The sequence below is a fragment of the Agrobacterium sp. CCNWLW155 genome (genome assembly GCF_036888815.1).
GTDB lineage: Bacteria > Pseudomonadota > Alphaproteobacteria > Rhizobiales > Rhizobiaceae > Agrobacterium > Agrobacterium radiobacter.
Window position 1 is genome coordinate 13,361 of sequence record NZ_JBAKFW010000017.1, and the last position, 24,643, is coordinate 38,003.

Here is a 24,643-nt window from a genome sequence, read left to right on the forward strand (position 1 = left end):
CTTGAATCCTTTTCGAATCTTCGACTTTGCTAATACTGGGATAATATTCCTCAACCATGTGGTGCTTGACTCTTTTGCATTACGAGAACAAACAATGAACATATAGCCCGTACGACATAATGTCGATCCTTTGAACACGACCTTGAAGGGAGCCGTGAACGATGACTGCTGCCCGCCAGAGGGTGATTTGCGACTTGCGAGACCGCATCGCGTCGATGGAAGGGGTATCCGCGAAGCGGGCCGGAACACTTTCTTTTGGCGTTTCCGAGATCGATGCGGCCTTGCCTGGCGGGGGCCTCGCCTATGGCGCGCTGCACGAGTTTGCAGGCGGTGGCTCCGGTACTGTCGATGGTGCAGCGGCCGCCCTTTGTGTTGCCGGCATTGCCGCAAGAACAAAAGGCCCCGTCATCTGGTGTCTGACGCGGCCGGATCTTTTTTTTCCAGCTCTTGCCCATGTGGGTCTGCATCCCGACCGCGTCATCTTTGTTGAATCCGACAAGGAAGAGGATGTGCTGGCCAATATGGAGGAGGGCCTTTCCTTCGGCGGACTTGGTGCCGTCGTCGGTGAACTTGTTCGCCTGCCTATGGTCAGTTCCCGCCGCCTGCAGCTTGCAGCCGAGCGAACCGGGACCATGGCGCTCGCGGTCCGCCGATGGCGGCGACAGACGGAGGCCAATGACTTTGGGCAGCCGACGGCCTCGACCACGCGATGGCGTGTCAGCGTGATGCCGTCAGAGGAGTTGCCGGTACCGGGGGTGGGCAGGCCTCAATGGTTTCTGGAATTGATGCGCGTGAAAGCGGGTGAGTGTGCTGAGTTTCTCGTGAGGGCGTGCGATGACAAGGGTCGTCTCGATCTATCTTCCGGATCTGTCGACGGATCGCATTCGTCGGGCCGATCCGTCTATTCCGCCTGAACAGCCAATCGCCGTGATCGCGAGAAGCGGTTCGAAGCGATGGGTGTCTGCCGCCGATCCGGCTGCCAGAAAGGCGGGCGTGCATGCCGGCATGGCGGCGGCAAAGGCGCAGTCGCTGTTTCGCGGCCTGATGCTGGTTGACGCAGATTCGCAAGCCGATCAAGCCGCGCTCGAGCGCATCACGCTCTGGGCGCTGACGATCTATTCGCCGATCGTCGCCGTCGACGGGATTGATGGTATCGTAATGGATACGGAAGGCGCCGATCATCTGCAGGGTGGTGAACTGCCGATGGTGACGAAGATCGCCAACCAGTTTCTTGCCCGAAAACTGACGGCGCGCGTGGCGGTTGCCGACAGCTGGGGTGCTGCCCATGCTTGCGCCCGCGCAATCAATCGCGAAACGATTGTCGTTCCTCCGGGCAAGACGGCCCGTGCCGTCGAAAAACTGCCGATTTCGCTTCTGCGCCTGCCGTCAAAGATCGTCTCTGATCTGCGCATTCTCGGTTTCCAGGCAATCGGCGAGCTTGCCAACACCCCGCGGGCTCCGCTGACATTGCGCTTCGGTCCGGAGGTCGGCCGCCGTCTCGACCAGATGCTCTGTCGTGTCGCCGAGCCGATCGAACCGATCCGGACCGCAGAGCTGGTTGAAGTCTCCAAGGCCTTTGCCGAACCGATCGGGGCTGCGGAAACAATCAATAAATATGTTGGCCGTCTGGTCGTCCAACTCGTTGACGAACTCCAGAAGCGCGGGCTTGGCGTTCGCCGTGCCGACCTGATCGTCGAGAAGGTCGATGGCACGAGACAGGCCATCCGCGCCGGAACCGCCAGGCCCGCCCGCGATGTCGCCTGGCTGACAAAACTGTTTCGGGACCGGACGGAAAAGATCGAGCCGGGCTTCGGGATCGAAAAGCTGATCCTGCTCGCCGTGATAGCCGAGCCTCTCGAGGAGGCTCAGAAAGCCTCTGCTCTGGTCGAGGATGAGGTCACTGATGTCACGCCGCTGATCGACCTCTATGGAAACCGGGGGCAGAGGGTCTATCGCGTCGCACCGGTCGCCTCCGATGTGCCGGAACGCTCTGTCCAGCGCATCAGCCCCGTCGCCGAACCGATCGCCGTTGCCTGGGTCAGCCATTGGCGACGCCCCGTTCGTCTCTTGCCGAGACCTGAGTTGATCGAGGCGATCGCGCTGATGCCGGACCGGCCCCCAGTCTCCATCGTCTGGCGTGGCAAACGCCGCAAGGTCAAATGTGCCGACGGCCCGGAACGCATTTTCGGGGAATGGTGGCAGCGAGATGCCGAAATGGACGCCGTGCGTGACTATTTCGTCATCGAGGATGAAGCAGGCGAGCGCTTGTGGGTGTTCCGCTCCGGCGACGGTATTGATCCGGAAACCGGGTCACACTGCTGGTTCTGCCACGGGATATTCGCATGAGCTATGCCGAGCTCCAGGTCACGACACATTTTTCGTTTCTGCGTGGTGCCTCGTCGGCGCAGGAGTTGTTTGATACTGCAAAACTCCTTGGGATCAGTGCGATCGGCGTCGTCGATCGCAATTCGCTCGCAGGCATCGTCCGCGCCCTTGAAGCATCCCGCGCGACGGGTCTCCGCCTCGTCGTTGGTTGTCGCCTCGACCTCGCCGACGGTATGTCGTTGCTGGTCTATCCGATGGATCGTCCGGCATATTCGCGGCTGACCCGGCTCATCACGCTTGGCAAGTCGCGCGGCGGCAAGAACAACTGCATTTTGCACTGGGACGATGTCATGGCTTACTCGCAAGGCATGATCGGCATTCTGGTGCCGGATCTGCCGGATACCACATGCGCCGCGCAGCTTCGCAAGTTGGCGCACTTTTTTGGTGATCGCGCCTATGTATCGCTGTGCCTGCGCCGGCGACCCAACGACCAGATGCGGCTCCATGAGATTTCCAACATGGCGGAACGGTTCAGGGTCAAAACCGTCGTCACCAATGACGTGCTGTTTCATGAGCCGGGTCGGCGGCAGTTGCAAGACATCGTTACCTGCATCAGGCACAATACCACGATCGACGATGTCGGCTTCGAGCGCGAGCGTCATGCCGACCGATATCTGAAGCCTCCGGAAGAAATGGCTCGCCTATTTCCACGTTATCCGGAGGCCCTGGCACGAAGCATGGAGATCGTGCGTCGTTGCAAGTTCTCGCTTGAGGAACTGACCTACCAGTACCCGGAGGAAGCCATTGTGCCGGGCAAGGATGCGCAGGCCTCGCTGGAGCATTATGTCTGGGAATGCGCGCCTGACCGTTATCCGGAAGGCCTGCCACCGGATGTTTTAAAGACCGTTCGGCACGAGCTCGATCTCATCCGCACCATGAAATACGCGCCGTATTTTCTGACGGTGTTTTCGATCGTGCGCTTTGCGAGAAGCCAGGGCATTCTCTGCCAGGGCAGGGGATCGGCGGCCAACAGCGCCGTCTGCTATATTCTCGGCATTACCTCTATCGATCCCTCGACCAACGACCTCCTGTTCGAGCGTTTCGTCAGCCAGGAGCGCGACGAACCGCCGGATATCGATGCCGACTTCGAGCATGAACGGCGCGAGGAGGTCATCCAATGGATCTACAAGACCTACCGACATGACAAGGCTGCCCTCTGCGCCACCGTTACGCGGTATCGTGCCAAGGGAGCGATCCGCGATGTCGGCAAGGCGCTCGGCCTGCCGGAAGACGTGATCAAGGCGCTGTCATCGGGCATGTGGTCCTGGTCGGAGGAAGTGCCCGACAGAAACATCCGGGAACTCAACCTCAACCCGGACGACCGGCGCTTAGCGCTCACCCTGAAACTGGCGCAGCAGCTGATGGGTGCGCCACGCCATCTTGGCCAGCATCCTGGCGGCTTTGTCCTTACCCATGACCGACTGGACGATCTCGTGCCGATCGAGCCGGCAACGATGAAGGACCGCCAGATCATCGAATGGGACAAGGATGACGTCGAGGCGCTGAAGTTCATGAAGGTGGATGTGCTCGCACTCGGCATGCTCACCTACATAGCAAAGGCGTTTCATCTCATCCGTGAGGATAAGGGCGAGGATCTCGATCTGTCTACGATCCAGCAGGAGGACGCAGCCACCTACGCAATGATCAGAAAAGCCGATACGCTCGGGACCTTCCAGATCGAGAGCCGCGCCCAGATGGCGATGCTGCCGCGCCTGAAACCCCGCACCTTCTACGATCTGGTCGTGCAGGTGGCGATCGTCCGGCCCGGTCCTATCCAGGGCGACATGGTGCATCCCTATCTTCGCCGCCGAGAGGGAAAGGAGCCGGTCGAATATCCCACACCCGAGCTTGAGGCCGTGCTCGGCAAGACGCTGGGCGTGCCGCTGTTTCAGGAGAGCGCCATGCGCGTCGCCATGGTCTGCGCCGGTTTTACCGGTGGCGAGGCCGACCAGCTGCGCAAGTCGATGGCCACCTTCAAGTTCACCGGCGGGGTCTCCCGTTTCAAGGAAAAACTCGTCTCCGGCATGGTCAAGAACGGTTATTCGGCGGAGTTCGCCGAAAAGACCTTTTCCCAGCTCGAAGGTTTCGGCAGCTACGGTTTTCCGGAAAGTCACGCGGCATCTTTTGCGCTGATCGCCTATGCATCGAACTACGTCAAATGCCATTATCCGGATGTCTTTTGTGCCGCCCTTCTCAACAGTCAGCCGATGGGTTTTTATGCTCCAGCCCAGATCGCCGGTGATGCGATCAAACATGGCGTCGAGGTGCGACCTGTGTGCGTCAACCGCTCGCGCTGGGACTGCACGCTGGAAAAAATCGGCAGCACCAATCGGCATGCTGTCCGGCTTGGGTTTCGGCAGGTGAAGGGACTGGCTGTCGCTGACGCAGCGCGGATCGTGACGGCACGGATGAATAGTCCTTTCTTATCCGTCGATGACATGTGGCGCCGGTCCAGCGTGCCGACGGAGGCCCTTGTCCAGCTGGCAGCGGCCGATGCCTTTCTGCCATCGCTCAAACTCGAACGGCGCGACGCGCTCTGGGCCATCAAGGCGCTGCGCGATGAACCCTTGCCGTTGTTTGCCGCGGCGACTGAGCGCGAGATGGCGGCAATTGCTGAGCAGCAGGAGCCGGAGGTCGCCCTTCGGCAGATGACGGACGGGCACAACGTCATCGAGGATTACAGCCATACGGGCTTGACGCTGCGGCAGCATCCGGTTGCGTTCCTGCGCAGGGACCTGTCGGCACGCAATATCATCCCCTGTGCGGAGGCGATGAATGCTCGGGATGGGCGATGGGTTTATACTGCAGGTCTGGTGCTGGTGCGCCAGAAGCCCGGGTCGGCCAAGGGTGTCATGTTCATCACCATCGAGGACGAAACAGGCCCTGCCAACATCGTCGTCTGGCCGTCACTGTTCGAGAAGCGCAGGAGCGTGGTGCTCGGATCCTCGATGATGGCAATCAATGGGCGGATTCAGCGGGAAGGGGAGGTCGTGCACCTCGTCGCGCAGCAACTATTCGATCTTTCAGGCGATCTCGTTGGCCTGGCCGATCGGGATGTCGAATTCAGGCTGCCGACCGGGCGGGGCGACGAGTTTGCCCACGGCGGCGGCGGGCCGGATTCGCGTGATCGACAAAAGCCTGTTGTCCCGCGGGACATGTTCACACCCGATCTCCATATCGATACGCTGAAGGTGAAGAGTAGGAATTTTCAGTGATTTTTCGCTATCCCGGGAGCCGCACCGCTTGGCGTCCCTCGAGGGCCCCCCGCAGCATTTTTTTGGGAAAACAGTAGAGTTGGCGTGCAGCCATGGGTGCCACATCAGCGCGATCATTACCGAACGAGGCTGAGCATGTATGGGAGTGGGACGACAGCGCGCTCTACAGCGGCGAATGGTTCATGATCGCCGATGCATCCCACGACTACACGTTTGAGATACTGCCGCTGCTCTCGATCAAGGCCGGGATATTCGCTATGCGCGAATTCCCGACCGGTTTGGTCACCAGCATCCTCTTCTCTCTGTCGGTCGACGGGTGCCTCCGGCATCTCCGCGGTTATTGCGACCTAGCCGACAAGAGCTCGCCCGAACGCATGCGAAGCGCTATCATTGAACGCGAATCCAGGCCCTCCCGAGCGATGACGCACGACGAGAAGCTGGAACATATCTGGTCGAGCACTGGGGACGATTATCGCGTTTCTGCGGCATAATCCCTCCGTCGATGGACTTTCGTGAAAGCTCGCGCGACAGGAGGATGCAATCGCATCATTGCGTGCCCGTGCACATCTGCCGGGTGGCTCAGGCCAAACGGGACCACGAGCCGATAGTGACGTCGGCGGTTGTGACGACTGGGCAAGCTGCGGCTTGGACGTTGGATCGGCGCGGCCTGGCGCGGGTCTGGCGTGGTTTCCTCTCAGCTTCGGCATCCGAGGTTTGCCTCTGGCCGTTCTGTCCTTCGGTTTCGTGGCGTCTGAACCGGCGCCCGTTCGGTTCAAGGCCGCTGTCGCGCCGCGGGGCGGCCGGTCATGCCGCTCTCGACAAAGCAGGCACGCGGGGCTTCGCAAGGGCTTGTCACCCCTGCTTGACCGCCTGCCTGCTTCGCTCGATCTGGCCTGCCCGGGCCATGATCCGCCCGGATTGCGCCTGTTCCTTTCGACCGCACCGAAGGACAGAACGGCTAGGGGGCCGACACTTCGGCGAAGCAATGGAGACCACCATGGCAAAGTCAGCAACCCAATTCCGTCAATCAATCCGCCAATCCGCCCGCGTCGTGCCGCTGCGCAGAGGCGCCACCCTCGAAATGGTCCGCCTTTCATGCCCCGATGAAACACAGGCGCTTCGGATCGCCGAAAGCTTCGGGACCGCCATTGTCGACGGCGACGGCATCCGTGACATGCACGAGCGCCTGATCGTCGAAACCGCCACCGCACTTTCCGATGGCCTTGGCGACCGGGCGATGCAGATCCATCTGCAGCGCATCGTCGGGGCCTATGTCGGATCGGCCCATGGCGCCGGCCAGTTCTACTCCCGCGCCGTCACCGAGGCGCGGGACGCCACCGCCAAGAGCGCTGCGGATGCCCGCGACGAGGATCTCGACGGTCCGGCCGGCTATGACAGCGTCGCCCAGCGCAAGCGCGAATTCGCAGCCGACATGGGCATCCAGGCACATGCGCTCAGAATGGCGGCCGTCGGCGCTGTCGCAGCCTATGAGCAGGTGGTCGGCGAAACATGGAAGCCCTTCGACCGGCCGGTCGAAAATCCCGGCCAGACGCTCGACCGCAAGGTGGCAGCAGTCCAGCTGTCAGCCTTCGAATAACATCCATCACGGCGGGGCTCCTGCCCCGCCTTTGTTCACGTAGACGAAGGTGCCCTGTTCTCGTCAGCTCGAAGTCACGAGGGCCTGTGCCGGCCACCGCCTCGGATCAACGACGGGACGCGACTTCAATGCGTCGACAGAAGGTCCCAACCTCAACCGCGCCGTTGCTAAGATTCCGTCGGCTGCCGTGCGGCAGAAAGTGGTCTTGCTGGCGAAGCCCCTGCATTGGCTGCGGATGAAGATCGGTAATCTGTCCATTGCTACCCCGTCCCGCCTTCGGTCTGCCGGGCCGAGGGTCTCGCGCAAGGGCTTCGCCCTCCTTCACGTTGTTACGGCGCGTTCCGCGTGCGCTCATCCCTGATCTCCCCCGCTTTTGACCGACGTGACGGGGTCGCGATGGTCGCGACCTCCGAAAACGGAGGTTGAAGGATATGAAAAGAAAAGGGCAGGGCGAGCGCGCCGATCTCTATGCGGGGATCACCGACAGGATCGTTGCGGATCTGGCAAAAGGCGTCCGTCCCTGGATGAAGCCCTGGTCGGCCGCAAACACGACCGGATGGATCACCCGGCCGCTCCGCCACAACGGCGAAGCCTATAGCGGTCTCAACGTGCTGCTGTTGTGGTCGGAGAGCACAGCGAGGGGCTATGTCTCGCCGACATGGATGACGTTCAAACAGGCCTTGCAGCTGGATGGAGCTGTTCGCAAGGGCGAGACCGGAACGACGGTCATCTATGCAAGCCGCTTCACCAAGTCGGAGACCGACAGCAACGGCGGCGAGGTGGAGCGCGATATTCCGTTCCTTAAATCGTACACGGTGTTCAACGTGGCGCAGATCGACGGCCTGCCTGACCACTATCATGGCGCACCCGAACCGTTCCTGAGCCCGATCGAGCGCATCGGTCACGCCGACGAGTTCTTCCGCAATACCGGCGCAGTCATTCGGCACGGCGGCAACCAGGCATACTATTCTCCGGCCATGGACTATATCCAGATGCCGCCGTTCGAAGCCTTCCGCGATGCCGCCGGGTACGCGGCAGTCCTCAGCCATGAGGCGACCCACTGGACGGCGGCAGAACATTGCGTGGGACGTGACCTGTCGCGCTATGCCAAGGACCGGACGGAGCGGGCGCGGGAAGAACTCATTGCCGAACTTGGCAGTTGCTTCCTCTGCGCTGACCTTGGTATCGCGCCGGAACTTGAGTCGCGGCCGGATCACGCGTCCTATCTGCAGTCATGGCTCTCGGTGCTGGCCAACGACAAACGGGCAATTTTCCAGGCGGCCGCGCATGCGCAGCGGGCGGTCAATTATCTCCACGGTCTTCAGCCAAGGGCGGATGCCTGCGCGACGAGGGAGGCAGTGTAATAGCGCTCCTCTCTTTTTAGAGCGTCCTTTGGTGCTGCTCCCAAAATCTGAATCCGGGCAGCGCGGATTGACCGTTCGGGAGGAAAGCGAAGGCGATCTTGTTCCGTGCGGGCGCGAGCCAGTTTTGCTGCGACTGGCCCTAATGCGTCCTGCATCAGCAACAGGTCATTCTTGCGGATACGAGCAAGCATGGGCGACATGTGCCCGATCGAAAACCGGAGCCGCCATCGAGACGGAAAGTTCGGCAACGCTCCTCGGACTTGTCGCATTGGCCCGGCAAACTCCCAAACGATCGATCTGGCCATTGTTGCCATCCATTCGGGCATAGCAAGTGGGCACGGCCAACGCGGCCTCGATTTGACATGTCTGATCGAAGAGCGGCTCCGCCTCGATCGTTCACCCGCAACGGCATCGCCAACTTTCTTCCCCTGCGAACGGCGTTCGCATTCCTCGCGGTCCAAGAAAGCCGTCTCCCGCCGCCCTCCATTGCATTCCGGTCCCTGGGGATGCGGTCCGATCGTCCCCGATCAAATCGACAGTCATCGAGGACGCGATGGTCGCGGCCCGATCAAACCGAAAGGATCACGACAATGGCAGTCATCGGCGAATTCACCACCAACGGCAACACCATCCTCGGCCACGTACACACTCTGACGGTCTCCATGAAGGCCCGCCTGAACCCGATCGAACGCACATCCCGCGACGCTCCCGACTTCCGGATCATGTCCGGAGCGGCCGAAGTCGGCGCGGCCTGGAGCCAGGTTTCCGGCGACGGAGAGCCCTACATCTCGGTAAAGCTCGACGATCCGAGCTTTCCAGCCCCGATCAACGCGGCACTTTGGCCGACCGAGAAGGAAGGCGACTACACGTTGGTCTGGAACCGCCCGAAGCGCGACGCCTGATCAAAGACGAAGCCCTGCCGGAAGCGGCGGGGCTTTTCCCTTGCTCAAATCAGGGAGGAACCGGGCATCGAGCCCGCTTCCTCCTTCCGGCCGCGATGCGGAAAGGTGGGGCTGCTCAGAGTGACCAATCGTGCCGTGAGCAAATGCCGGCCTCAAGGACTTCGCGTGGCCCCCCGATTTTGCTTCCGCTCCGGTTCCCTGCGCTCCAACAAACCCGGCACCCCGCTCGCCGCCTCTGGCGGTCGCCGACGCGATCCCTGACCCCGTCATTTCCTCACGCCCGGCGGCGACATCTTTCTCAAACGTCAAGGAGATGACGATGCTACTGGAACAACATATCGAAGAACTGCGCGCCGAGATGAACCATTGCCACCCGGACGAGCGTCGCCAGTTCGCAGCGGAGCTGGAACTGGCGCTGGCGGAACTGGCCGTTATCATGGCCGAGCAGGACGGTTCCGTTGACGCCGTGCCGCCCTTCTGAGGGCGGCATACACCCGCAATGCTGCCACCATCGTCCGATTGCCATCGAGATCGAGATCAGCTTTAAGCGTCAAGGCAAGCAGCGCCAATGATACTCCGCCGCCGGGAGCCGCTTTGGCGGCTCCCCCTGACAACCTCGCTTGCCGCGGTGCGGCTCACTTGTTCAGCACATCTTTCAGTGCTTTGGCGGGCTGGAACGTAAGCTTCTTCGCAGCGGCAACCTTGATGGTGGCGCCGGTTGCCGGATTGCGAGCCTCACGCTCCGGGGTATCCTTGATCTTGAACTTGCCGAATCCGGGGATAGATGTTTCCGCTCCGGACGTGGCTGCCGTCGTGATCGACGCGAAGACGGTTTCGACGATCGATTTCGCCTGGGCTTTGGTCAGGTTCTGTTCGGATGCGATCTTTTCGGCGATTTCATTGGTTGTGGTCATGACGGTTTCCTCGTTAAAGACGGGAAAACCCTTTCAGGCGATCGTTACGTTGTCATGCGGCGATGTCCTTAGAGTGGCGCTCCTGCAGGGGTTTCCACAGTTTCTTGCCGGTTGATAGCCCCTTTTGCGCTTCTGCAGTACCAGTTCGAGAAAGCGCGATATCGCATCATTCTCATTGCCGAACACCTCGGTCATCTCCCCGCCAGCCTTGCCGATCCGTCCCCAGCTTCGCACGACGGCTATTTCGCCAAAAAGGGTTGGCCGGATCGCAAGCGCGTAATATCGGGCCATGTTCCTGTTGGCGTCGATCCTCTGGCAATAAAGCTGGTAGTGGTGTGTTCCCATCCCCGCATGATCGGCGATGCTCGCGATCTGGTCCAACGAGACTTATGAATCGAAAGGTCGCTTCCGATTCATTTCTGTGATGGATGCCTGTTGCGGTTTCGGCAGTGTCCGATCATCCTCACGGGATCAAGCTTCCCGGTCTGAACGATACGCCCGGGCGCGATCGTTGAGGTGAGCACAGCCGGTAAATCAGATGGCGAGCTGTCTTCGCTTCCAATCGTCAGTCGGTCCATGTTCAGGCATCGCATGTTTTCCAAAAAGGAGGATCAAATGGCATCCATTGAGGAGGTGGCGACCGCGACGACTACGATACAGGAGCAGCTGTCATCTACGCTGGAGAGGCTTTAGGGCGGGTTTAGTGAGCACATCGTCAATGCTGCGGTGTCCATGCTCATCCTTCAATGAGATACAACGACCTGATCAAAGAGCGAAAGATGATCGACGCAGGAATGGCGCTGATGAAGGCAACGAAATGGCCAATAGAAGCCGAATACGGTCCGCAAGAAAACGCCTGAGCCGTCAAGGTCGCAGCTTGGCGAACCTGTTGGGCCTGGCCTGTATATCCATGTCCTTCCGCCTGAAATAGATCGCCCGCCCGCAGCGGATCGGACTATGGCCCTGGACGATAATGATCTGCTCGTCCTTGCGCATCGATTGGGTGATTTCGTGCGGCATTATCAACGGGCGGCGCTGGAAATTGATGTTTTCTGATTTGAGCGATGCGCTGTTTTTCGCACCCCAGCCGAGATTGCGAGAACTGCCTTTGACTTCGACAGTCATTTCTCCACATTGGGCAGAGACGTTGCGGGCGGTATCCAGTGCCTTGATCGCGGCGTAACTCGCGAAAGCGCAGCCGTCGATCCACGACACCGCACCGTCTTTTCCGAAGTGCCGTTCCAGTTGCCCGACGGACTGGTACATCAGCATCATGCTAACGCCATACTTGCGACCGCGATCGCGCGCCTCTTCAAGCACGCGCATGTAGCCAAGCAGATCGACTTCGTCCAAAATGAACAACGCTCGCCTCGTGAACGCACCATCCGCTTCGTTCATCGCGTTGATCAGCGAGCCGATGATCACCCGACCGATACCGGGATAGGACCGCAGGATCGATGCCGGAATGTTGAGAAATACGTCTTTCTTTCCGCCAGCGATCTCGCTCGATTTGAACGTGTTGCCGCAAACGAGTGCCGCGTAATTATCGAGCGACAGCCATTGCGTATCCTTCGATGCCGTCGAATAGACGCCTGAGAACGTTTGCTCGGTCATGTTAACAAAGACGCCGAGCGTTTCGCGGATGAAGGCGGACGCGGAGTGTTCCTGTACGTCGCGCAGCATGGCGAGCACGGAGGTTTCCGGCTCGGAGACGATCTGGCGCAGGCTGCGCAGGTTTCGCCGTCCTGCATATTCCGGTGACAGCATCACATGCGCCAGAAGACCGGTCAGCAGATTGTGCGCCTGCGATTGGAAGTAAGAGCCAGTCGACGATTCGAAGCGCACGCTTTCCGAGAGCAACATGTGCGCGATGCCGACAATGTCCTCTTCCTTTTTTAGCGAGTGCTCGATGCCGTCAAGCACGTTAAATCCCATGACCGGATTTGCCGGATCGAGCACAACGACCTCTCGGTCGAGTTTATCTCTTCGGTGGTCAACGACCATCGGGGCCACCTCGGTGGACGGATCCAGGCAAATGAGCGGACCCGTATATCTGAGCGCCGTCGGCACGACGTTGCTGGTGGTCTTGAAGCCACCAGAGCCTGCGAAGAAAAGCATGTGGGTCGAATCGAAATCCTGGGCGTAGGTCAGCAGCGGGGCTTTGCCACCACGTCCCCAGGTGGCCGGATCGTTCGGATCGAACGGCAGCTCATGGATGAGTTCCTTGTCGACCCTGTAGCGCTCACCGATGACGATTTCGCCATCATCGGGAAACAGCCGTGCCGCCGCCGACATCGGCAGCCAGTCTGCATCTCCGAATGTTCCGCACCTGGCGCGCGTCACCTGTTCGGGCACGACGCTGGAGATGCGCGCCGCGACCGCGGCCGCCATGAATCCCATCGCTGCGCCAACGACCGCAATCATGTCGACGAATGATAGCGCCTGATCCCAGGTCAGCACACCGCTCTCTACGAGCGGCTGAAGCCGCCCGAACTCGCGCATCCCGTAAAAGCCGGCCATCAGGAGAAAGCATAGAAAGCTTGCCAATGCCACGGGCCTTCGCCGATGGAGGGGCAGCGCCCAGACCGCCAGCAATCCAGCCAGCGGCCCGAACAAAAGGACCGGTAACGGTGGCGCCCGAAGGAGCCAGTATTGCGTCTTGCCGGTGATGCCGGTCGCCAATTCAGGCCAGCGCCAGTGGGCGGCGTAAAAGGTAAAACCGGTGACGACGATGGGAACGATGATAAGCAACACGCTTGGATGAGGTTTGGCCCTTCCCTTCATTCCGACGCCTTCGCAAAGCGTTCTAACCTGCCGCTGGATGCCGCGGCCCTGAAGGCGAGCTCCCCGATATCGCGAATACGCCGATGTTCAGGTGTCCCCGGCACGACCCGCGTCATTTCGAGAAGTCCGCCAAGCAGGAAAGCCCGATCGGCGTCCGACAGGCCCGCGCGAACGACAATGTCACCGAGCAAGAACTTTTCTCTCGCTCCCTTCTTTCGGTCAGAAGTCATGAGGAACCTCCGTTTCCGAACCAGTCGCTCCATTTGCCTGTCCACGCGGCGAAGCAGGTGAGCCAGCGGCTTGCTTCTTCTCGCCGTTGCGAAATCGCGCAGCGATCTCGTCGAAGATGCGATCCACCTCCTCGTCAGCGATCTCCATCTCCGCCAATCCCGACTTCGTCGCCGCACGCGCGAAACGATCAGCTGATTTTACTATTAAAGTTTTCCGTCGTTCGCGAAGCTTCTCGATTTGAGCATCAATCTCCATGAGCGCAGGCTTGGTGGCCATAATCAAGTCCTCTCAACTTCTTGGGAAATTTCTATTCCGTCATTTAACTGACTAGAAAATATTAGTCAAACACGCTACCGTACACAAGCCCCCAAACGTCGATATTGGAAATCCCAGCAGGGCCGTCTTCCGGAAAAGCAGCATCGGTCTTGTCAGGCCGATTGATTTGAGGGCGCAATATACGTCGCTGACGCGACGTGCCTGGAAGGACTGGAGACGTTAGTGGCGATCATGTTCGTCAGAGCGCAGGTGATCAGCAGGGGAGCGGGACGCAGTATCGTTTCGGCGGCCGCCTATCGTCATCGGGCGCGGATGATGGACGAACAGGCCGGAACCTCCTTCAGTTACCGTGGCGGCGGCGCCGAACTGAAACACGAGGAGTTGGCGCTGCCGGACCAGGTGCCGGCCTGGCTGCGCGCGGCCATCGATGGGAAGAGCGTCGTTGCGGCCAGCGAGGCGCTTTGGAATGCAGTGGACGCATTCGAAACTCGTGCCGACGCGCAGCTTGCCCGCGAGTTGATCATCGCGCTTCCGGAAGAGTTGACGCGATCAGAGAACATCGCCCTTGTGCGCGAGTTCGTCCGGGACAACCTGACGTCCAAGGGCATGATCGCCGACTGGGTTTATCATGACAGGCAAGGCAATCCACACATCCACCTGATGACCGCGCTTCGACCTCTGACGGAACAGGGTTTCGGGCCGAAGAAAGTGCCGGTGCTTGGCGCCGACGGCAAGCCGTTGCGGGTCGTCACGCCGGACCGACCGAAGGGCAAGATCGTCTACAGGCTCTGGGCCGGCGACAAGGAAACCATGAAGGCATGGAAGATCGCCTGGGCGGATACGGCCAATCGGCATCTGGCGCTTGCCGGCCATGAGATCCGCCTCGACGGGCGTTCCTATGCCGAACAGGGGCTCGACGGGATTGCCCAGAAACATCTTGGGCCGGAAAAGGCAGCGCTCGCCCGCAAGGGTGTCGCGATGTATTTCGCGCCGGCCGATCTCGCGCGCCGGCAGGAGATGGCCGACCGGCTCCTGGCCGATCCGTACCTACTCCTGAAACAACTCGGCAACGAGCGCTCCACCTTCGACGAACGTGACATCGCCAAGGCACTGCACCGCTATGTCGACGATCCCGCTGATTTCGCCAATATACGCGCCAAGCTGATGGCCTCCAATGACCTCGTGCTGTTGAAGCCGCAACAGGCTAACCTGCAGACCGGCAAGGTGGCCGAACCTGCGGTCTTCACCACACGCGATATCCTGCGCACCGAATATGACATGGCGCAGTCGGCGGAAGTTCTGGCCCGGCGCAAGGGCTTCGGCGTCGCCGCGGCGAAGATTGCGGCGGCTGTCAGAACCATAGAAACCGCCAATCCGGAAAATCCGTTCACGCTTGATCGCGAACAGGTGGAGGCTGTCCATCATGTCGCCGGCGACACTGGCATCGCCGCTGTGGTCGGGCATGCCGGTGCGGGAAAATCGACGCTGCTTGCCGCGGCGCGCATCGCCTGGGAGAGCGGCAACTACCGCGTCTTCGGGGCGGCGCTTGCTGGCAAGGCGGCCGAAGGGCTTGAGGATAGTTCCGGCATCAGATCGCGCACGCTCGCCTCATGGGAACTAGCCTGGGAGAACGGACGCGATCTCCTCGACCGGCGGGACATCTTTGTCATCGATGAAGCTGGCATGGTCTCGTCGCAGCAGATGGCGCGTGTGCTCAAGCGCGCCGAGGAGGCTGGAGCCAAGGTGGTTCTGGTGGGCGATGCAATGCAGCTTCAACCGATCCAGGCCGGCGCAGCCTTTCGGGCGATTTCCGAACGGATTGGTTCTGCCGAACTTGCCGGTGTGCGGCGCCAGCGTGAAGAGTGGGCGCGAGAGGCCTCCCGTCTTTTCGCCTGCGGCAAGGTTGAGGAGGGGCTGGATGCCTATGCGCAGCGGGGGCATATTGTCGAGGCGGAGAGCCTGGCTGAAGCTGTGGAGCGCATCGTTGCTGACTGGACGAGCGCTCGCCGCGAGCTCATCCAGCAACATGCCGATAAAGAACAGCCGGCCCGCTTGCGTGGTGACGAACTGCTCGTTCTCGCCCATACCAATGACGACGTGAGGCGGCTCAATGAAGCGCTGCGCAACGTCATGAAAGATGAAGGCGCCCTGACCGTTTCTCGTGAATTTTACACGGAGCGAGGCGTGCGGGAGTTCGCCGTCGGCGACCGGATCATCTTCCTCGAAAACGCCCGGTTCCTCGAGCCGCGTGCGCGAAAGCTTGGACCCCAATATGTCAAGAACGGCATGCTCGGCACGGTCGTCTCCACCGGCGACACGCACGGCGGCCCGCTACTATCGGTCCGTCTCGATAATGGCCGGGATGTCATCATCAGCGAAGACAGCTATCGCAATGTCGATCACGGCTATGCTGCGACCATTCACAAGTCCCAAGGTGCGACCGTCGACAGGACATTCGTGCTTGCAACCAGCATGATGGATCAGCATCTGACATACGTGTCGATGACCCGGCATCGCGACCGGGCCGATCTTTATGCCGCTCGCGAGGACTTTGTGCCGAAGCCGGAATGGGGGAAAAGATCCCTGGTTGATCACGCCGCCGGCGTCACGGGCGAGCTGGTCGGAACCGGCAATGCGAAGTTCCGGCCGCAGGAAGAGTATGCCGATCAAAGCCCCTATGCCGATGTGAAAACGGACGACGGAACCGTGCATCGGCTTTGGGGCGTGAGCCTGCCAAAGGCCCTGGAGGAGGGCGGCGTGTCGGAAGGAGATACGGTAACGCTGCGCAAGGACGGCGTCGAACGGGTGACGGTGACGGTATCCGTCATCGACGAGAAAACCGGAGAGAAGAGGTTCGAGGAACGGACGGTCGATCGAAACGTCTGGACTACCAAGCAGATCGAAACGGCAGAGGTTCGCCGGCAGCGCATCGAGGAGAAGAACGATCGGCCGGAACTGTTCAAGCAGTTGGTGGAGCGTCTTGGCCGCTCCGGCGCCAAGACGACGTCGCTCGATTTCGAGAGCGAGGCTGGCTACCAGGCGCACGCTCGGGATTTCGCCAAGCGTCGCGGTATCGATACGCTCTCCGGTGTCGCAGCCTGGATGGAGGACGGGGCGGGGCGGCAGCTGGCGTGGCTGGCGCAGAAGCGCGAGCAAGTGGCGAAGCTTTGGGAGCGGGCGAGCGTGGCGCTCGGCTTCGCGATCGAAAGCGAGAAGCGTGTTTCCTATAGTGAGGAACGAGCCGAAACCCGGACGGCAAAAATTCCGACGGATCGACAATATCTCATTCCGCCGACAACATTGTTTTTCCGTCGTGTCGGCGAGGATGCCCGCCGCGCGCAGCTTCGCTCGGATCACTGGAAGGAACGCGACGCCATTCTTCGCCCAGTCTTGCAAAAGATCTATCGCGATCCCGAAGGCGCGCTTGCCAGACTGAACACGCTTGCCTCCGACGCGCGGATTGCGCCCCGCGAGCTTGCCGGCGACCTTGAGGCCTCGCCGCAGCGCCTCGGCCGTCTGCATGGATCGGATCTTCTTGTCGATGGCCGCGCGGCCCGCTCCGAGCGCGTTGCGGCGGTGTCGGCGTTGTCCGAGTTGCTGCCGCTGGCACGTGCCCATGCCACAGAGTTCCGCCGCCAGGTCGAACACTTCGGCATGCGCGAGGAGCAACGGCGCGCGCATATGTCGTTGTCGATCCCGGCGCTTTCCAAACGGGCTATGGCGCGCCTTGCCGAAATCGAAGCCGTACGCGAGCGCGGTGGCAAGGATGCATACAAGACGGCCTTCGCTTACGCGGCGGAGGATCGCCTTCTGCTTCGGGAGGTGAGGGCGGTCAACGACGCTCTCAACGCTCGCTTCGGCTGGTCCGCCTTCACCGACAAGGCAGACACTGTTGCTCAGCGCAACATGATCGAGCGCATGCCGGACGACCTTGACCTCGACCGGCGCGATAAGCTCAATCGTCTTTTTGCTGCCATACGCCGCTTTGCCGAAGAACAGCATCTTGCCGAAAGGAAAGATCGCTCCAGGATCGTTACCGGCGCCAGCGTCGTGCCTGGGAAAGAGACGGTGCCGGTGTTGCCAATGCTTGCAGCTGTAACAGAGTTTGAAACCCCGATCGACCATGAGGCGCGGGAGAGGGCGCGAGCTGTTCCTCACTACAGTCAGAATCGCGCCGCCCTTGTGAACGCGGCAGCGCGTATCTGGCGCGATCCGGCAGGTGCTGTCGGAAAGATCGAAGATCTGATCCTGAAGGGCTTTGCCGGTGAGCGGATCGCCGCGGCCATCAGCAATGATCCCGCTGCCTACGGCGCGTTGCGAGGCTCCGGCCGTATCATGGACAAATTGCTCGCTGTCGGCCTGGAGCGGCGGGAGGCTTTCCGTGCCGTCCCGGAGGCGGCAAGCCGTGTCCGGTCATTGGCCACCTCATTTAGGGCCGCATTTGATGCAGAGAGGGAGGCGATCAATGAGGAGCGCCGGCGCATGAGAATCGCCATCCCGGGACTGTCGCCGTCCGCCGAAGATGCACTGAGAGAACTCTCAGTGGCGATGAAGAAAAAGAACGGCAGGCTCGACGTCGCTGCCGGCTCACTCGATCCCGCCATTAGTAAGGAGTTTGCAACCGTCAGCCGCGCCCTCGACGAGCGCTTCGGCCGCAATGCCATCCTGCGTGGAGAGCTGGATGTTATCAATCGCGTGCCGCCTGCTCAGCGCCGTGCGTTCGAGGTAATGCGGGAACAGTTGAAGGTGCTGCAGCAGGTTGTCCGCATGCAGGCAAGCCAGAACATCGTAGCAGAGCGCCACCGGCGTGTACTCGACCGCGCCCGCGGCGTTATCCTCTTTAACCAATGAATGGCTAACACCTGTGCTGAGCTTGTCCCTCATGCTGTTCGCTTGCGGCAATGCGTTGCGTGGCCGGAAGATGGTCAGCCAGCTCAGGAGCGTTAATGACCGCGTCGGTAGCTGGGGAGTTCTAATGTCAGTTATCTAACCCACTTTGATGGGTTGAATAAATTAAAAATATGCATTATTTGAACCATTGAAAGGGTCAATTAATGCGCCTAACCCTCCAAACCCATTTTTATGGCCAGTGGCACCACGCCGCGACGCTGGAACTTAAGGACGACGCGGCTGGCTACCAGGGCGCGTCCATCGTCGATTACGATCTCGACTATTTCGTCACAGTTGCATCTGCGGAGTTCGCGGGTGGAAAAACGGTTCGCGACCATCGCGCGTTATCTGTCCGATATCCCGTTGATCTCGAAAATCGATATAGCCGCAGCTGGCCGCCCTTCCTCTTGGATCTCATGCCCCAGGGGCATGCAAGGCGAAAGCTTGCCGTGCATCTCAGTCTTGCTGAAAGCTTGCGTGCTTCTGATCTCCCGCTGCTTCTGCGATCGGCGACGGGCGGCATAGGCAATATCCGGATCAAAGAAGCGGCGGAGGCCGAGACGGAACGGCTGCGCGGTGTTGAGCGCCAAGGGGTTACAGAAGCGGAAATCCTTGAGCGCTCGGATCGCTTCATGGAAGTCGCAGATCGCTTCGGAATGCTCGCCTCTGGCTCAAGCGGCCTGCAAGGCGAATGGCCTAAGGTCTCCATGACCCAAGCGAATGACGGTCTCTATTATCCCGACAGCTTCGTGACTGATGATGAGGCCGTGCGCCACGTCATTGTCAAGCTGGTCCGCAGCAACGAGCCCGTGGACCGCCTTATACTCGAAGGCGAAGCTCTCTATTCGCGGATCGCTCAAGAGATCGGCCTGAATGTGGACGAACCTTCGACCTACGCCGAAAGTGTCCTGATCATTCCTCGGTTCGACCGGAAGAAAAAAGAAGGTGGCGGAACCGTTAGGCTGGGCCAAGAAAGCCTGGTATCCGCGATCGGCATTGCTGATTTTGGTCATGTCGGCTCGCACGAGGCCTACATCGACGTTTTGCGCCAATATTCTGCCAATCCTTTCGCGGACATTGTCGAATACCTGAAGCGGGACATCGCCAATTTGGCGCTCGGCAATCCCGATAATCATGGCCGAAATTCTGCACTGAGTAAGCACCAGGACGGCACGATCCGCCTGTCTCCGCTCTTTGATTTCGCGCCAATGCGGCTTGCCAAAGAGGGGATCGTTCGTTCCACCCGCTGGGCCATGATGCGGGACGGTGGTCGCGATCACCTTGCCGATTGGAAACGCATTTGCGCTGAACTGATCCCTGATCCAGATGAGCAGAATGCGCTCGCAGCTGAGCTTTCCGTGTTTGCCGAATACCTCCGGCAAACACCGGATATGGCGAAAGATATGGGTGGGTCTCCGGAAATTCTAGAGCGTGCAATGGGACGCTGCATTGAAATCGCGGAGAGCGTTCTGGCGGCGTGCCAGTGATGCCGGAGGACAGCTAAATGGCTCGATGGAAAAAGCCAACGAAAGAGGAAATTCTTGAGAACCGGCGAACACTGGCGGAACGCGCTCGGACTGGCGACTTGAGGTTACCTGAGGCTGTTGTTGAAATCCGAAGAGGGCTTGGTTTGACGCAGGACGAATTCGCCAAGACGCTATCGCTCACCAGGCGCCAAGTTGCTGAGATCGAAGCCGGGACGGCGAACCCAACGCTCGAAACTTTAGCGAAGATTGGCCGATTGTTCGGGTTTACTGTGGGGTTTATTCCGAAGGCGCAATGATGGCTGAATTTTCTCGGGGGATGGGCGATGGTACCACGCAAGGAAGCGACGGCGAGGATCAAAATCAGTCGGCTGCTGGAGGCCGCTGGCTGGCTCTTCTTCGATGACAAGAGTCTTGCGACGCGGATCCAACCGCGTCGTAGATAACCTTCACGCCGAATTCATTTTCGAAGGGCTCGATGATCCGATCCCGGATGATATCTTCGTAAGGTCCACCGTAGCTGTTGACGATCAACTGCTCTGCGTCTGCAGAACTGACCAGGCCGGTTGCTGCTACAAATGTAACAAACAGGATTCCACGTTTCATCGTTCGCCCTCGTAATGGATTGATTTTTCGCAATTTGCCGGCAGACATTGGCTACGCTGCCGCGCCAAATCCAATATTAGTTTTTTATTATTGATCGTATTTCGCGAATAATTGCGTTTCCGACATGCCGGGATTTGAGCAGCACCGAGAGGCAGTCACACCTGTTCTCCGCGGACGGAATTCCGGAGCGCTCAGAAATTCCTGGAATGTTGAAGGCTGGTGGCAACTGAAGAGAGAAGACCGGGGACGCCTTGCGAAGATCGCAAAAAAGACCAAGCCAGAAACGATAATGGTCATCCTTACCGTCGCCACGTGCTTCTATGGCGCACCATGCCGCGGCTGTCGCAGCATAAACTCCATAGTGATCACGCATCACCTCAAAGGCGACAGCGGCGTGTATTCCGTCGCAGGTTTCTACACGTACGAACGGCAAGGACGGCGTTGCAAAAGATTGTTCCGACATGACGACTCTCCAATGAGAGTCCGGCCGAGTTTAGAAGTTGCTTGTGGCCGGACACTGCCTTGGCGACCCTCGCCGTCCGGATGCACACCGCCTGTCATGTTTCCACAGCATAGGACAATTTTTCAACAGGGTGAAGCCTGTATGCGCCTGTCATATGAGCCAAAGTGATCGGATGCCCGTGACTGACATGGATACTCCCAAGTTTTGAGGAAATTTTGCCTCGGCAGCCTTCAGCGCCACGCCGCTCACTTTTGCCCGGCTCAGAAATGATCGAAGGGGCTGCGACACAAACCGTCACGTTGATCATAGTTCGTCGGTCAATCCGGCCCCCTGGAGCCGCCATGACTGTCGGAAGGCTACGGCGAGTGTTTTTTATGTCGGGTGCCATCTCACGCTCGGAACGGGAGGGGGGAGACGCCAGAGGGGAGGGCGACTTTACAGCCAGAAACGGTGCGGTCGTTAAGGCAGCGCGCGGAATATCGGTATCTAAACCGGTTGAGATCCGCCAGCATATCGGTCCATATAGGACGAAGCAGAGATCGAAGAGCCATGGTCCTTTCACTTTCCGGCATCAAGAAATCCTACCAGACAGCCGAAGCCAATATCCCGGTCCTGAACGGCGTCGACCTTTCACTTGAAGCCGGCGAAAGTCTTGCCCTGACGGGGGAGTCCGGCAGCGGAAAGAGTACGCTTTTGCATCTGGCCGGCGGCCTTGATTTGCCCGACAGTGGCATTATCACGGTGGGGGGTCGGAAAATAACCGATCTCGACGAGGCCGGTCGAGCGAGCTTCCGACGCCGGGAGGTGGGCTTAATCTTCCAGCAGTTCAATCTCATTCCGAGCCTCGATGTCGGATCCAATATCTCGTTTCACGCCCGGCTGGCGGGCCGTTTCGACCCGGTCTGGGCAAAAAGCCTGGTCGAGGCGCTGGGGATCGGAGAGCTGCTTGCACGCTATCCCGAACAGCTCTCCGGCGGTCAGCAGCAAAGGGTGGCGATCGGAGGTACGCTTGCGGCAAGACCGCCCCTCATTCTTGCCGATGAGCCGACAGGTAATCTCGACGAGGCGACTGCTGATATCGTCATCGATATCATGTTGAGACTGACAAAGTCCGCGCAGATCACACTCCTCCTGGTGACCCATTCCAGCCGGTTGGCGGTAAAACTCGATCGGCGTATCGCGCTGAGTGGTGGAAAGGTTTCGCAATGAACTGGACCGCTTTCCGGGCGCTGCTCTCACACTGGCGCTACCGACCGCTTCAGCTTCTCACCCTCATTGTCGGCGTCACGCTTGCAACCGGCCTCTGGTGCGCGGTCCAGGCAATCAATGCCGAAGCCAGAGCAAGTTATGACCGGGCGGCCTCGGTCCTGGCGCAAAACCAGCTGGATCAACTGGTGGCAAAGGACGGCGGCAGAATTTCCTCGCAAACATATGCCCGGCTTCGAAGGGCGGGTTTGCACGTCTCTCCGATCATTGAGGGCGATTACAGGTTTGGTACGACGCGTATCAGGCTTATCGGCATCGACCCCCTGACCATGCCATCCGACGGAATGGTGCCTGCACCATCTGATCCGTCCGGGCTGGTCGAATTCATCCAGACGCCCGGACAGATGATCGTTTCGCCTGCAACGGCTGCCACATTGAAAGATACCTCTGGCCTTTCCCTTAAGCCACGAGCGGATCTCCCCGACGGCGCAGCATTTGTCGATATTTCCACGGCTGACCGCCTGTTGAAACGCAATGGTGAACTGAGCCGGCTTATCGTTTCGCCATCGCAAGACCCCGATCTTCCGACGATCGGAAACATAGCCCCTGAACTTTCCCTCGAACACGCAAAAGAAGCAGGCCCGACGTTGCAAGGCTCACGGACAGTTTTCATCTCAACCTGACCGAATTTGGTTTTCTTGCCTTCGTTGTCGGTCTCTTCATCGTTTATTCCGCAACGGGCCTGTCGTTCGAGCAACGGCGTGGGATGTCTTCGGAGGATGGGCTGAGGAGCTTCTTGGCAGTCGCCAACCTTGGCAACATGGCGACATCGACTTGGTTTATCGAGGCGCTGAATTCGCTCCTGTAGACATGGCAATTAGCTACCAGCACAAAAGGTTTGCCGAAGTCACAGGAAAGCGATTCCGACACAAAAGAGCGTTCGTGTTTCGGGAAACGTTGTGTGAAATCATTCTTGTCAAAGATTCGAGCACAACGCCGACGACGTATTATTGGGGTGACGTACCATTCCGATGGAACCATCCATTTCTGCACCATAAAACCATCGACCTATATGGTAAGCCTGCAACCATCGTCTCTTCCGCAAATCTTCAACGGCATCGCGACCTATGGAAGGATACGCGGCCGCACCGCTGGCGGAGCCCCGAATCTTTGGAACCTTGAGGTATCTTCCCGACAGCTGAGATATGAGGAGCTTTTGTGACGGCGTTGAATACGATTGTCGCTTTTGGGTACACCTATAAGAAACAACCAAATGTGACGCATACCACATGTAACAAAAGGGTGGATTTTCGGTAGAAGTGACGTTACACAATCGAAACCACCCTAAAGTGACAGATTTGCCATGGCTCGCATCGGATACGCCCGCGTCAGCACCACAGATCAGGACCTCGACATTCAAAACGAGCGCTTGAAGGCTGCCGGTTGCGAAATCATTCGGGCGGAAACCGGATCAGGCGCTTCTCGAAAAGGTCGTTCCGAGCTGGAAACCATCATGCAGTTTCTACACGCAGGCGACGAGTTGGTGGTGCTGCGGCTGGATCGGTTGGGGCGATCAACGCGCGATGTTCTCAACCTTGTTCACGAGCTTGATGAAAAAGGCGCATCCCTGCGCGTTCTTGATCCCGACGTGACGACGGCGGGAAGCATGGGGCGAATGGTCATTACCATCCTCGGCATGGTCGTCGACATGGAGCTCAAGTTCATCAAGGACCGGCAAAGAGCCGGGATCGACGCGGCAAAAGCCATGGGGAAGTACAAGGGGCGGAAAAAGAATGTCGACGAAGTTGAAATCCGCAAACGAATATCTGCGGGCGCAACCAAAGCAGCGGTTGCTCGCGATCTGAACGTTTCCAGAATGACCGTATACCGTGCTCTGGCAGGTCAAGGTGCCAACTCAGAAACCTTGTAAATCAGGCGTTCTCTGTCCGTTCTTTGAGATGGCCAAAATCGCAGCTTCGGGCCGACTAGGCCTATATAATCCTTGATGGTCGTGTAGCCGCCGGTGAACCCGCATTCGTCGCGCAGGCGGTCGAATACCCGCCTGGCTGTATGGCGCTGCTTGCGCGGCATCTTCAGGTCTTCATCGAGGCAATGCTCGATCGTCGACACAAACGCATCCAGCTTCGGACGCCGGATCGGTGACCGCCGTTGATAGCCCGGAGGCGTCGAATAGGCCACCATCTTGGCGACGCTGTCGCGAGATATGTTGAAATGCTTCGCTGCCTGTCGCTGCGTCATCCCTTAGGAAACAGCAAGGCGAACCCTCAAATAAAGCCCACGGTGTAGATCTCCTGTCCCTCCTGCC

At 59.5% G+C, this 24,643-nt stretch carries 20 protein-coding genes and 2 pseudogenes; 14 read left to right on the forward strand and 8 right to left on the reverse strand.

What is annotated here, in order from left to right; genetic code table 11:
* The first annotated feature begins 161 nt into the window (after nt 1-161).
* The 8 genes from V6S97_RS26240 to V6S97_RS26275 all read left to right on the forward strand — a co-directional run bounded on the left by V6S97_RS26240 (nt 162) and on the right by V6S97_RS26275 (nt 9,944).
* Nucleotides 162-914, forward strand: a complete 753-nt coding sequence (locus V6S97_RS26240) for an ImuA family protein (protein ID WP_065687553.1) — start codon at nt 162-164, stop codon at nt 912-914.
* Nucleotides 835-2,346 (forward strand): Y-family DNA polymerase, encoded by a 1,512-nt coding sequence (locus tag V6S97_RS26245; protein WP_334428044.1) that lies wholly within the window; start codon nt 835-837, stop codon nt 2,344-2,346. Before V6S97_RS26240 ends, V6S97_RS26245 begins: the two co-directional genes overlap by 80 nt.
* The gene (locus tag V6S97_RS26250; RefSeq protein WP_334428045.1) at nt 2,343-5,600 is read left to right on the forward strand and encodes an error-prone DNA polymerase; all 3,258 of its coding nucleotides are present in this window, start codon (nt 2,343-2,345) and stop codon (nt 5,598-5,600) included. The genes V6S97_RS26245 and V6S97_RS26250 overlap by 4 nt, the downstream gene beginning before the upstream one ends.
* 92 nt (nt 5,601-5,692) lie before the next feature.
* Nucleotides 5,693-6,091: a DUF1419 domain-containing protein gene (locus V6S97_RS26255; protein ID WP_334428046.1), complete on the forward strand. Its 399-nt coding sequence runs from the start codon at nt 5,693-5,695 to the stop codon at nt 6,089-6,091.
* Nucleotides 6,092-6,597: 506 nt separating this feature from the next.
* Nucleotides 6,598-7,197 (forward strand): hypothetical protein, encoded by a 600-nt coding sequence (locus V6S97_RS26260; RefSeq protein ID WP_334428047.1) that lies wholly within the window; start codon nt 6,598-6,600, stop codon nt 7,195-7,197.
* Between the two features lie 431 nt (nt 7,198-7,628).
* Nucleotides 7,629-8,561, forward strand: coding sequence for an ArdC family protein (locus V6S97_RS26265; RefSeq protein WP_334428048.1), 933 nt, complete (start codon nt 7,629-7,631; stop codon nt 8,559-8,561).
* 590 nt (nt 8,562-9,151) lie between these two features.
* Nucleotides 9,152-9,463, forward strand: coding sequence for a DUF736 domain-containing protein (locus tag V6S97_RS26270; protein WP_334428049.1), 312 nt, complete (start codon nt 9,152-9,154; stop codon nt 9,461-9,463).
* Nucleotides 9,464-9,782: 319 nt separating this feature from the next.
* Nucleotides 9,783-9,944 carry a hypothetical protein gene (locus tag V6S97_RS26275; RefSeq protein WP_334428050.1) on the forward strand — a complete coding sequence of 54 codons (162 nt, stop codon included), beginning with the start codon at nt 9,783-9,785 and terminating at the stop codon, nt 9,942-9,944.
* Nucleotides 9,945-10,098: 154 nt separating this feature from the next.
* Here the strand turns inward: V6S97_RS26275 and V6S97_RS26280 are convergent, their stop codons facing one another.
* From V6S97_RS26280 to V6S97_RS26300, 5 genes are all read right to left on the reverse strand, one after another.
* Complete coding sequence (locus V6S97_RS26280) at nt 10,099-10,377, reverse strand: HU family DNA-binding protein (RefSeq protein WP_003517400.1); 279 nt, start codon at nt 10,375-10,377, stop codon at nt 10,099-10,101.
* Between the two features lie 33 nt (nt 10,378-10,410).
* Complete coding sequence (locus V6S97_RS26285) at nt 10,411-10,722, reverse strand: WGR domain-containing protein (RefSeq protein ID WP_111785368.1); 312 nt, start codon at nt 10,720-10,722, stop codon at nt 10,411-10,413.
* A gap of 519 nt (nt 10,723-11,241) precedes the next feature.
* Complete coding sequence (gene traG / locus V6S97_RS26290; protein ID WP_334428051.1) at nt 11,242-13,161, reverse strand: Ti-type conjugative transfer system protein TraG; 1,920 nt, start codon at nt 13,159-13,161, stop codon at nt 11,242-11,244.
* Complete coding sequence (locus V6S97_RS26295) at nt 13,158-13,391, reverse strand: conjugal transfer protein TraD (RefSeq protein ID WP_112277374.1); 234 nt, start codon at nt 13,389-13,391, stop codon at nt 13,158-13,160. The genes traG and V6S97_RS26295 overlap by 4 nt, the downstream gene beginning before the upstream one ends.
* The gene (locus V6S97_RS26300; protein ID WP_112277375.1) at nt 13,381-13,668 is read right to left on the reverse strand and encodes a TraC family protein; all 288 of its coding nucleotides are present in this window, start codon (nt 13,666-13,668) and stop codon (nt 13,381-13,383) included. The genes V6S97_RS26295 and V6S97_RS26300 overlap by 11 nt, the downstream gene beginning before the upstream one ends.
* Nucleotides 13,669-13,890: 222 nt before the next feature.
* Between V6S97_RS26300 and traA the strand changes: the two genes are divergently transcribed.
* From traA to V6S97_RS26315, 3 genes are all read left to right on the forward strand, one after another.
* Nucleotides 13,891-18,519, forward strand: coding sequence for a Ti-type conjugative transfer relaxase TraA (gene traA, locus V6S97_RS26305; protein ID WP_334428052.1), 4,629 nt, complete (start codon nt 13,891-13,893; stop codon nt 18,517-18,519).
* A gap of 203 nt (nt 18,520-18,722) precedes the next feature.
* A complete protein-coding gene (locus V6S97_RS26310) occupies nt 18,723-20,045 on the forward strand; it encodes a type II toxin-antitoxin system HipA family toxin (protein WP_334428053.1) in 1,323 nt (440 codons plus the stop codon).
* A gap of 17 nt (nt 20,046-20,062) precedes the next feature.
* Complete coding sequence (locus tag V6S97_RS26315; protein WP_121557688.1) at nt 20,063-20,341, forward strand: helix-turn-helix transcriptional regulator; 279 nt, start codon at nt 20,063-20,065, stop codon at nt 20,339-20,341.
* Between the two features lie 64 nt (nt 20,342-20,405).
* Here the strand turns inward: V6S97_RS26315 and V6S97_RS26320 are convergent, their stop codons facing one another.
* Together V6S97_RS26320 and V6S97_RS26325 are read right to left on the reverse strand one after the other, a co-directional pair.
* Entirely contained in the window at nt 20,406-20,648 is a 243-nt protein-coding gene (locus tag V6S97_RS26320; RefSeq protein WP_442886117.1) for a hypothetical protein, read from the reverse strand.
* Between the two features lie 76 nt (nt 20,649-20,724).
* Entirely contained in the window at nt 20,725-21,111 is a 387-nt protein-coding gene (locus tag V6S97_RS26325; protein ID WP_334428054.1) for a hypothetical protein, read from the reverse strand.
* Between the two features lie 549 nt (nt 21,112-21,660).
* Between V6S97_RS26325 and V6S97_RS26330 the strand changes: the two genes are divergently transcribed.
* From V6S97_RS26330 to V6S97_RS26340, 3 genes and pseudogenes are all read left to right on the forward strand, one after another.
* Nucleotides 21,661-22,320: an ABC transporter ATP-binding protein gene (locus tag V6S97_RS26330; protein ID WP_334428055.1), complete on the forward strand. Its 660-nt coding sequence runs from the start codon at nt 21,661-21,663 to the stop codon at nt 22,318-22,320.
* Nucleotides 22,317-23,083 (forward strand): annotated as a pseudogene (locus tag V6S97_RS26335) (ABC transporter permease); the annotation flags it as partial. The gene V6S97_RS26330 and the pseudogene V6S97_RS26335, both read left to right, overlap by 4 nt.
* 597 nt (nt 23,084-23,680) lie before the next feature.
* Complete coding sequence (locus V6S97_RS26340; RefSeq protein WP_334428056.1) at nt 23,681-24,247, forward strand: recombinase family protein; 567 nt, start codon at nt 23,681-23,683, stop codon at nt 24,245-24,247.
* A 62-nt stretch (nt 24,248-24,309) separates the two neighbouring features.
* Here V6S97_RS26340 and V6S97_RS26345 read toward each other — a convergent pair.
* Nucleotides 24,310-24,576, reverse strand: a pseudogene (locus V6S97_RS26345) (IS21 family transposase); the annotation flags it as partial.
* Nucleotides 24,577-24,643 lie beyond the last annotated feature (67 nt).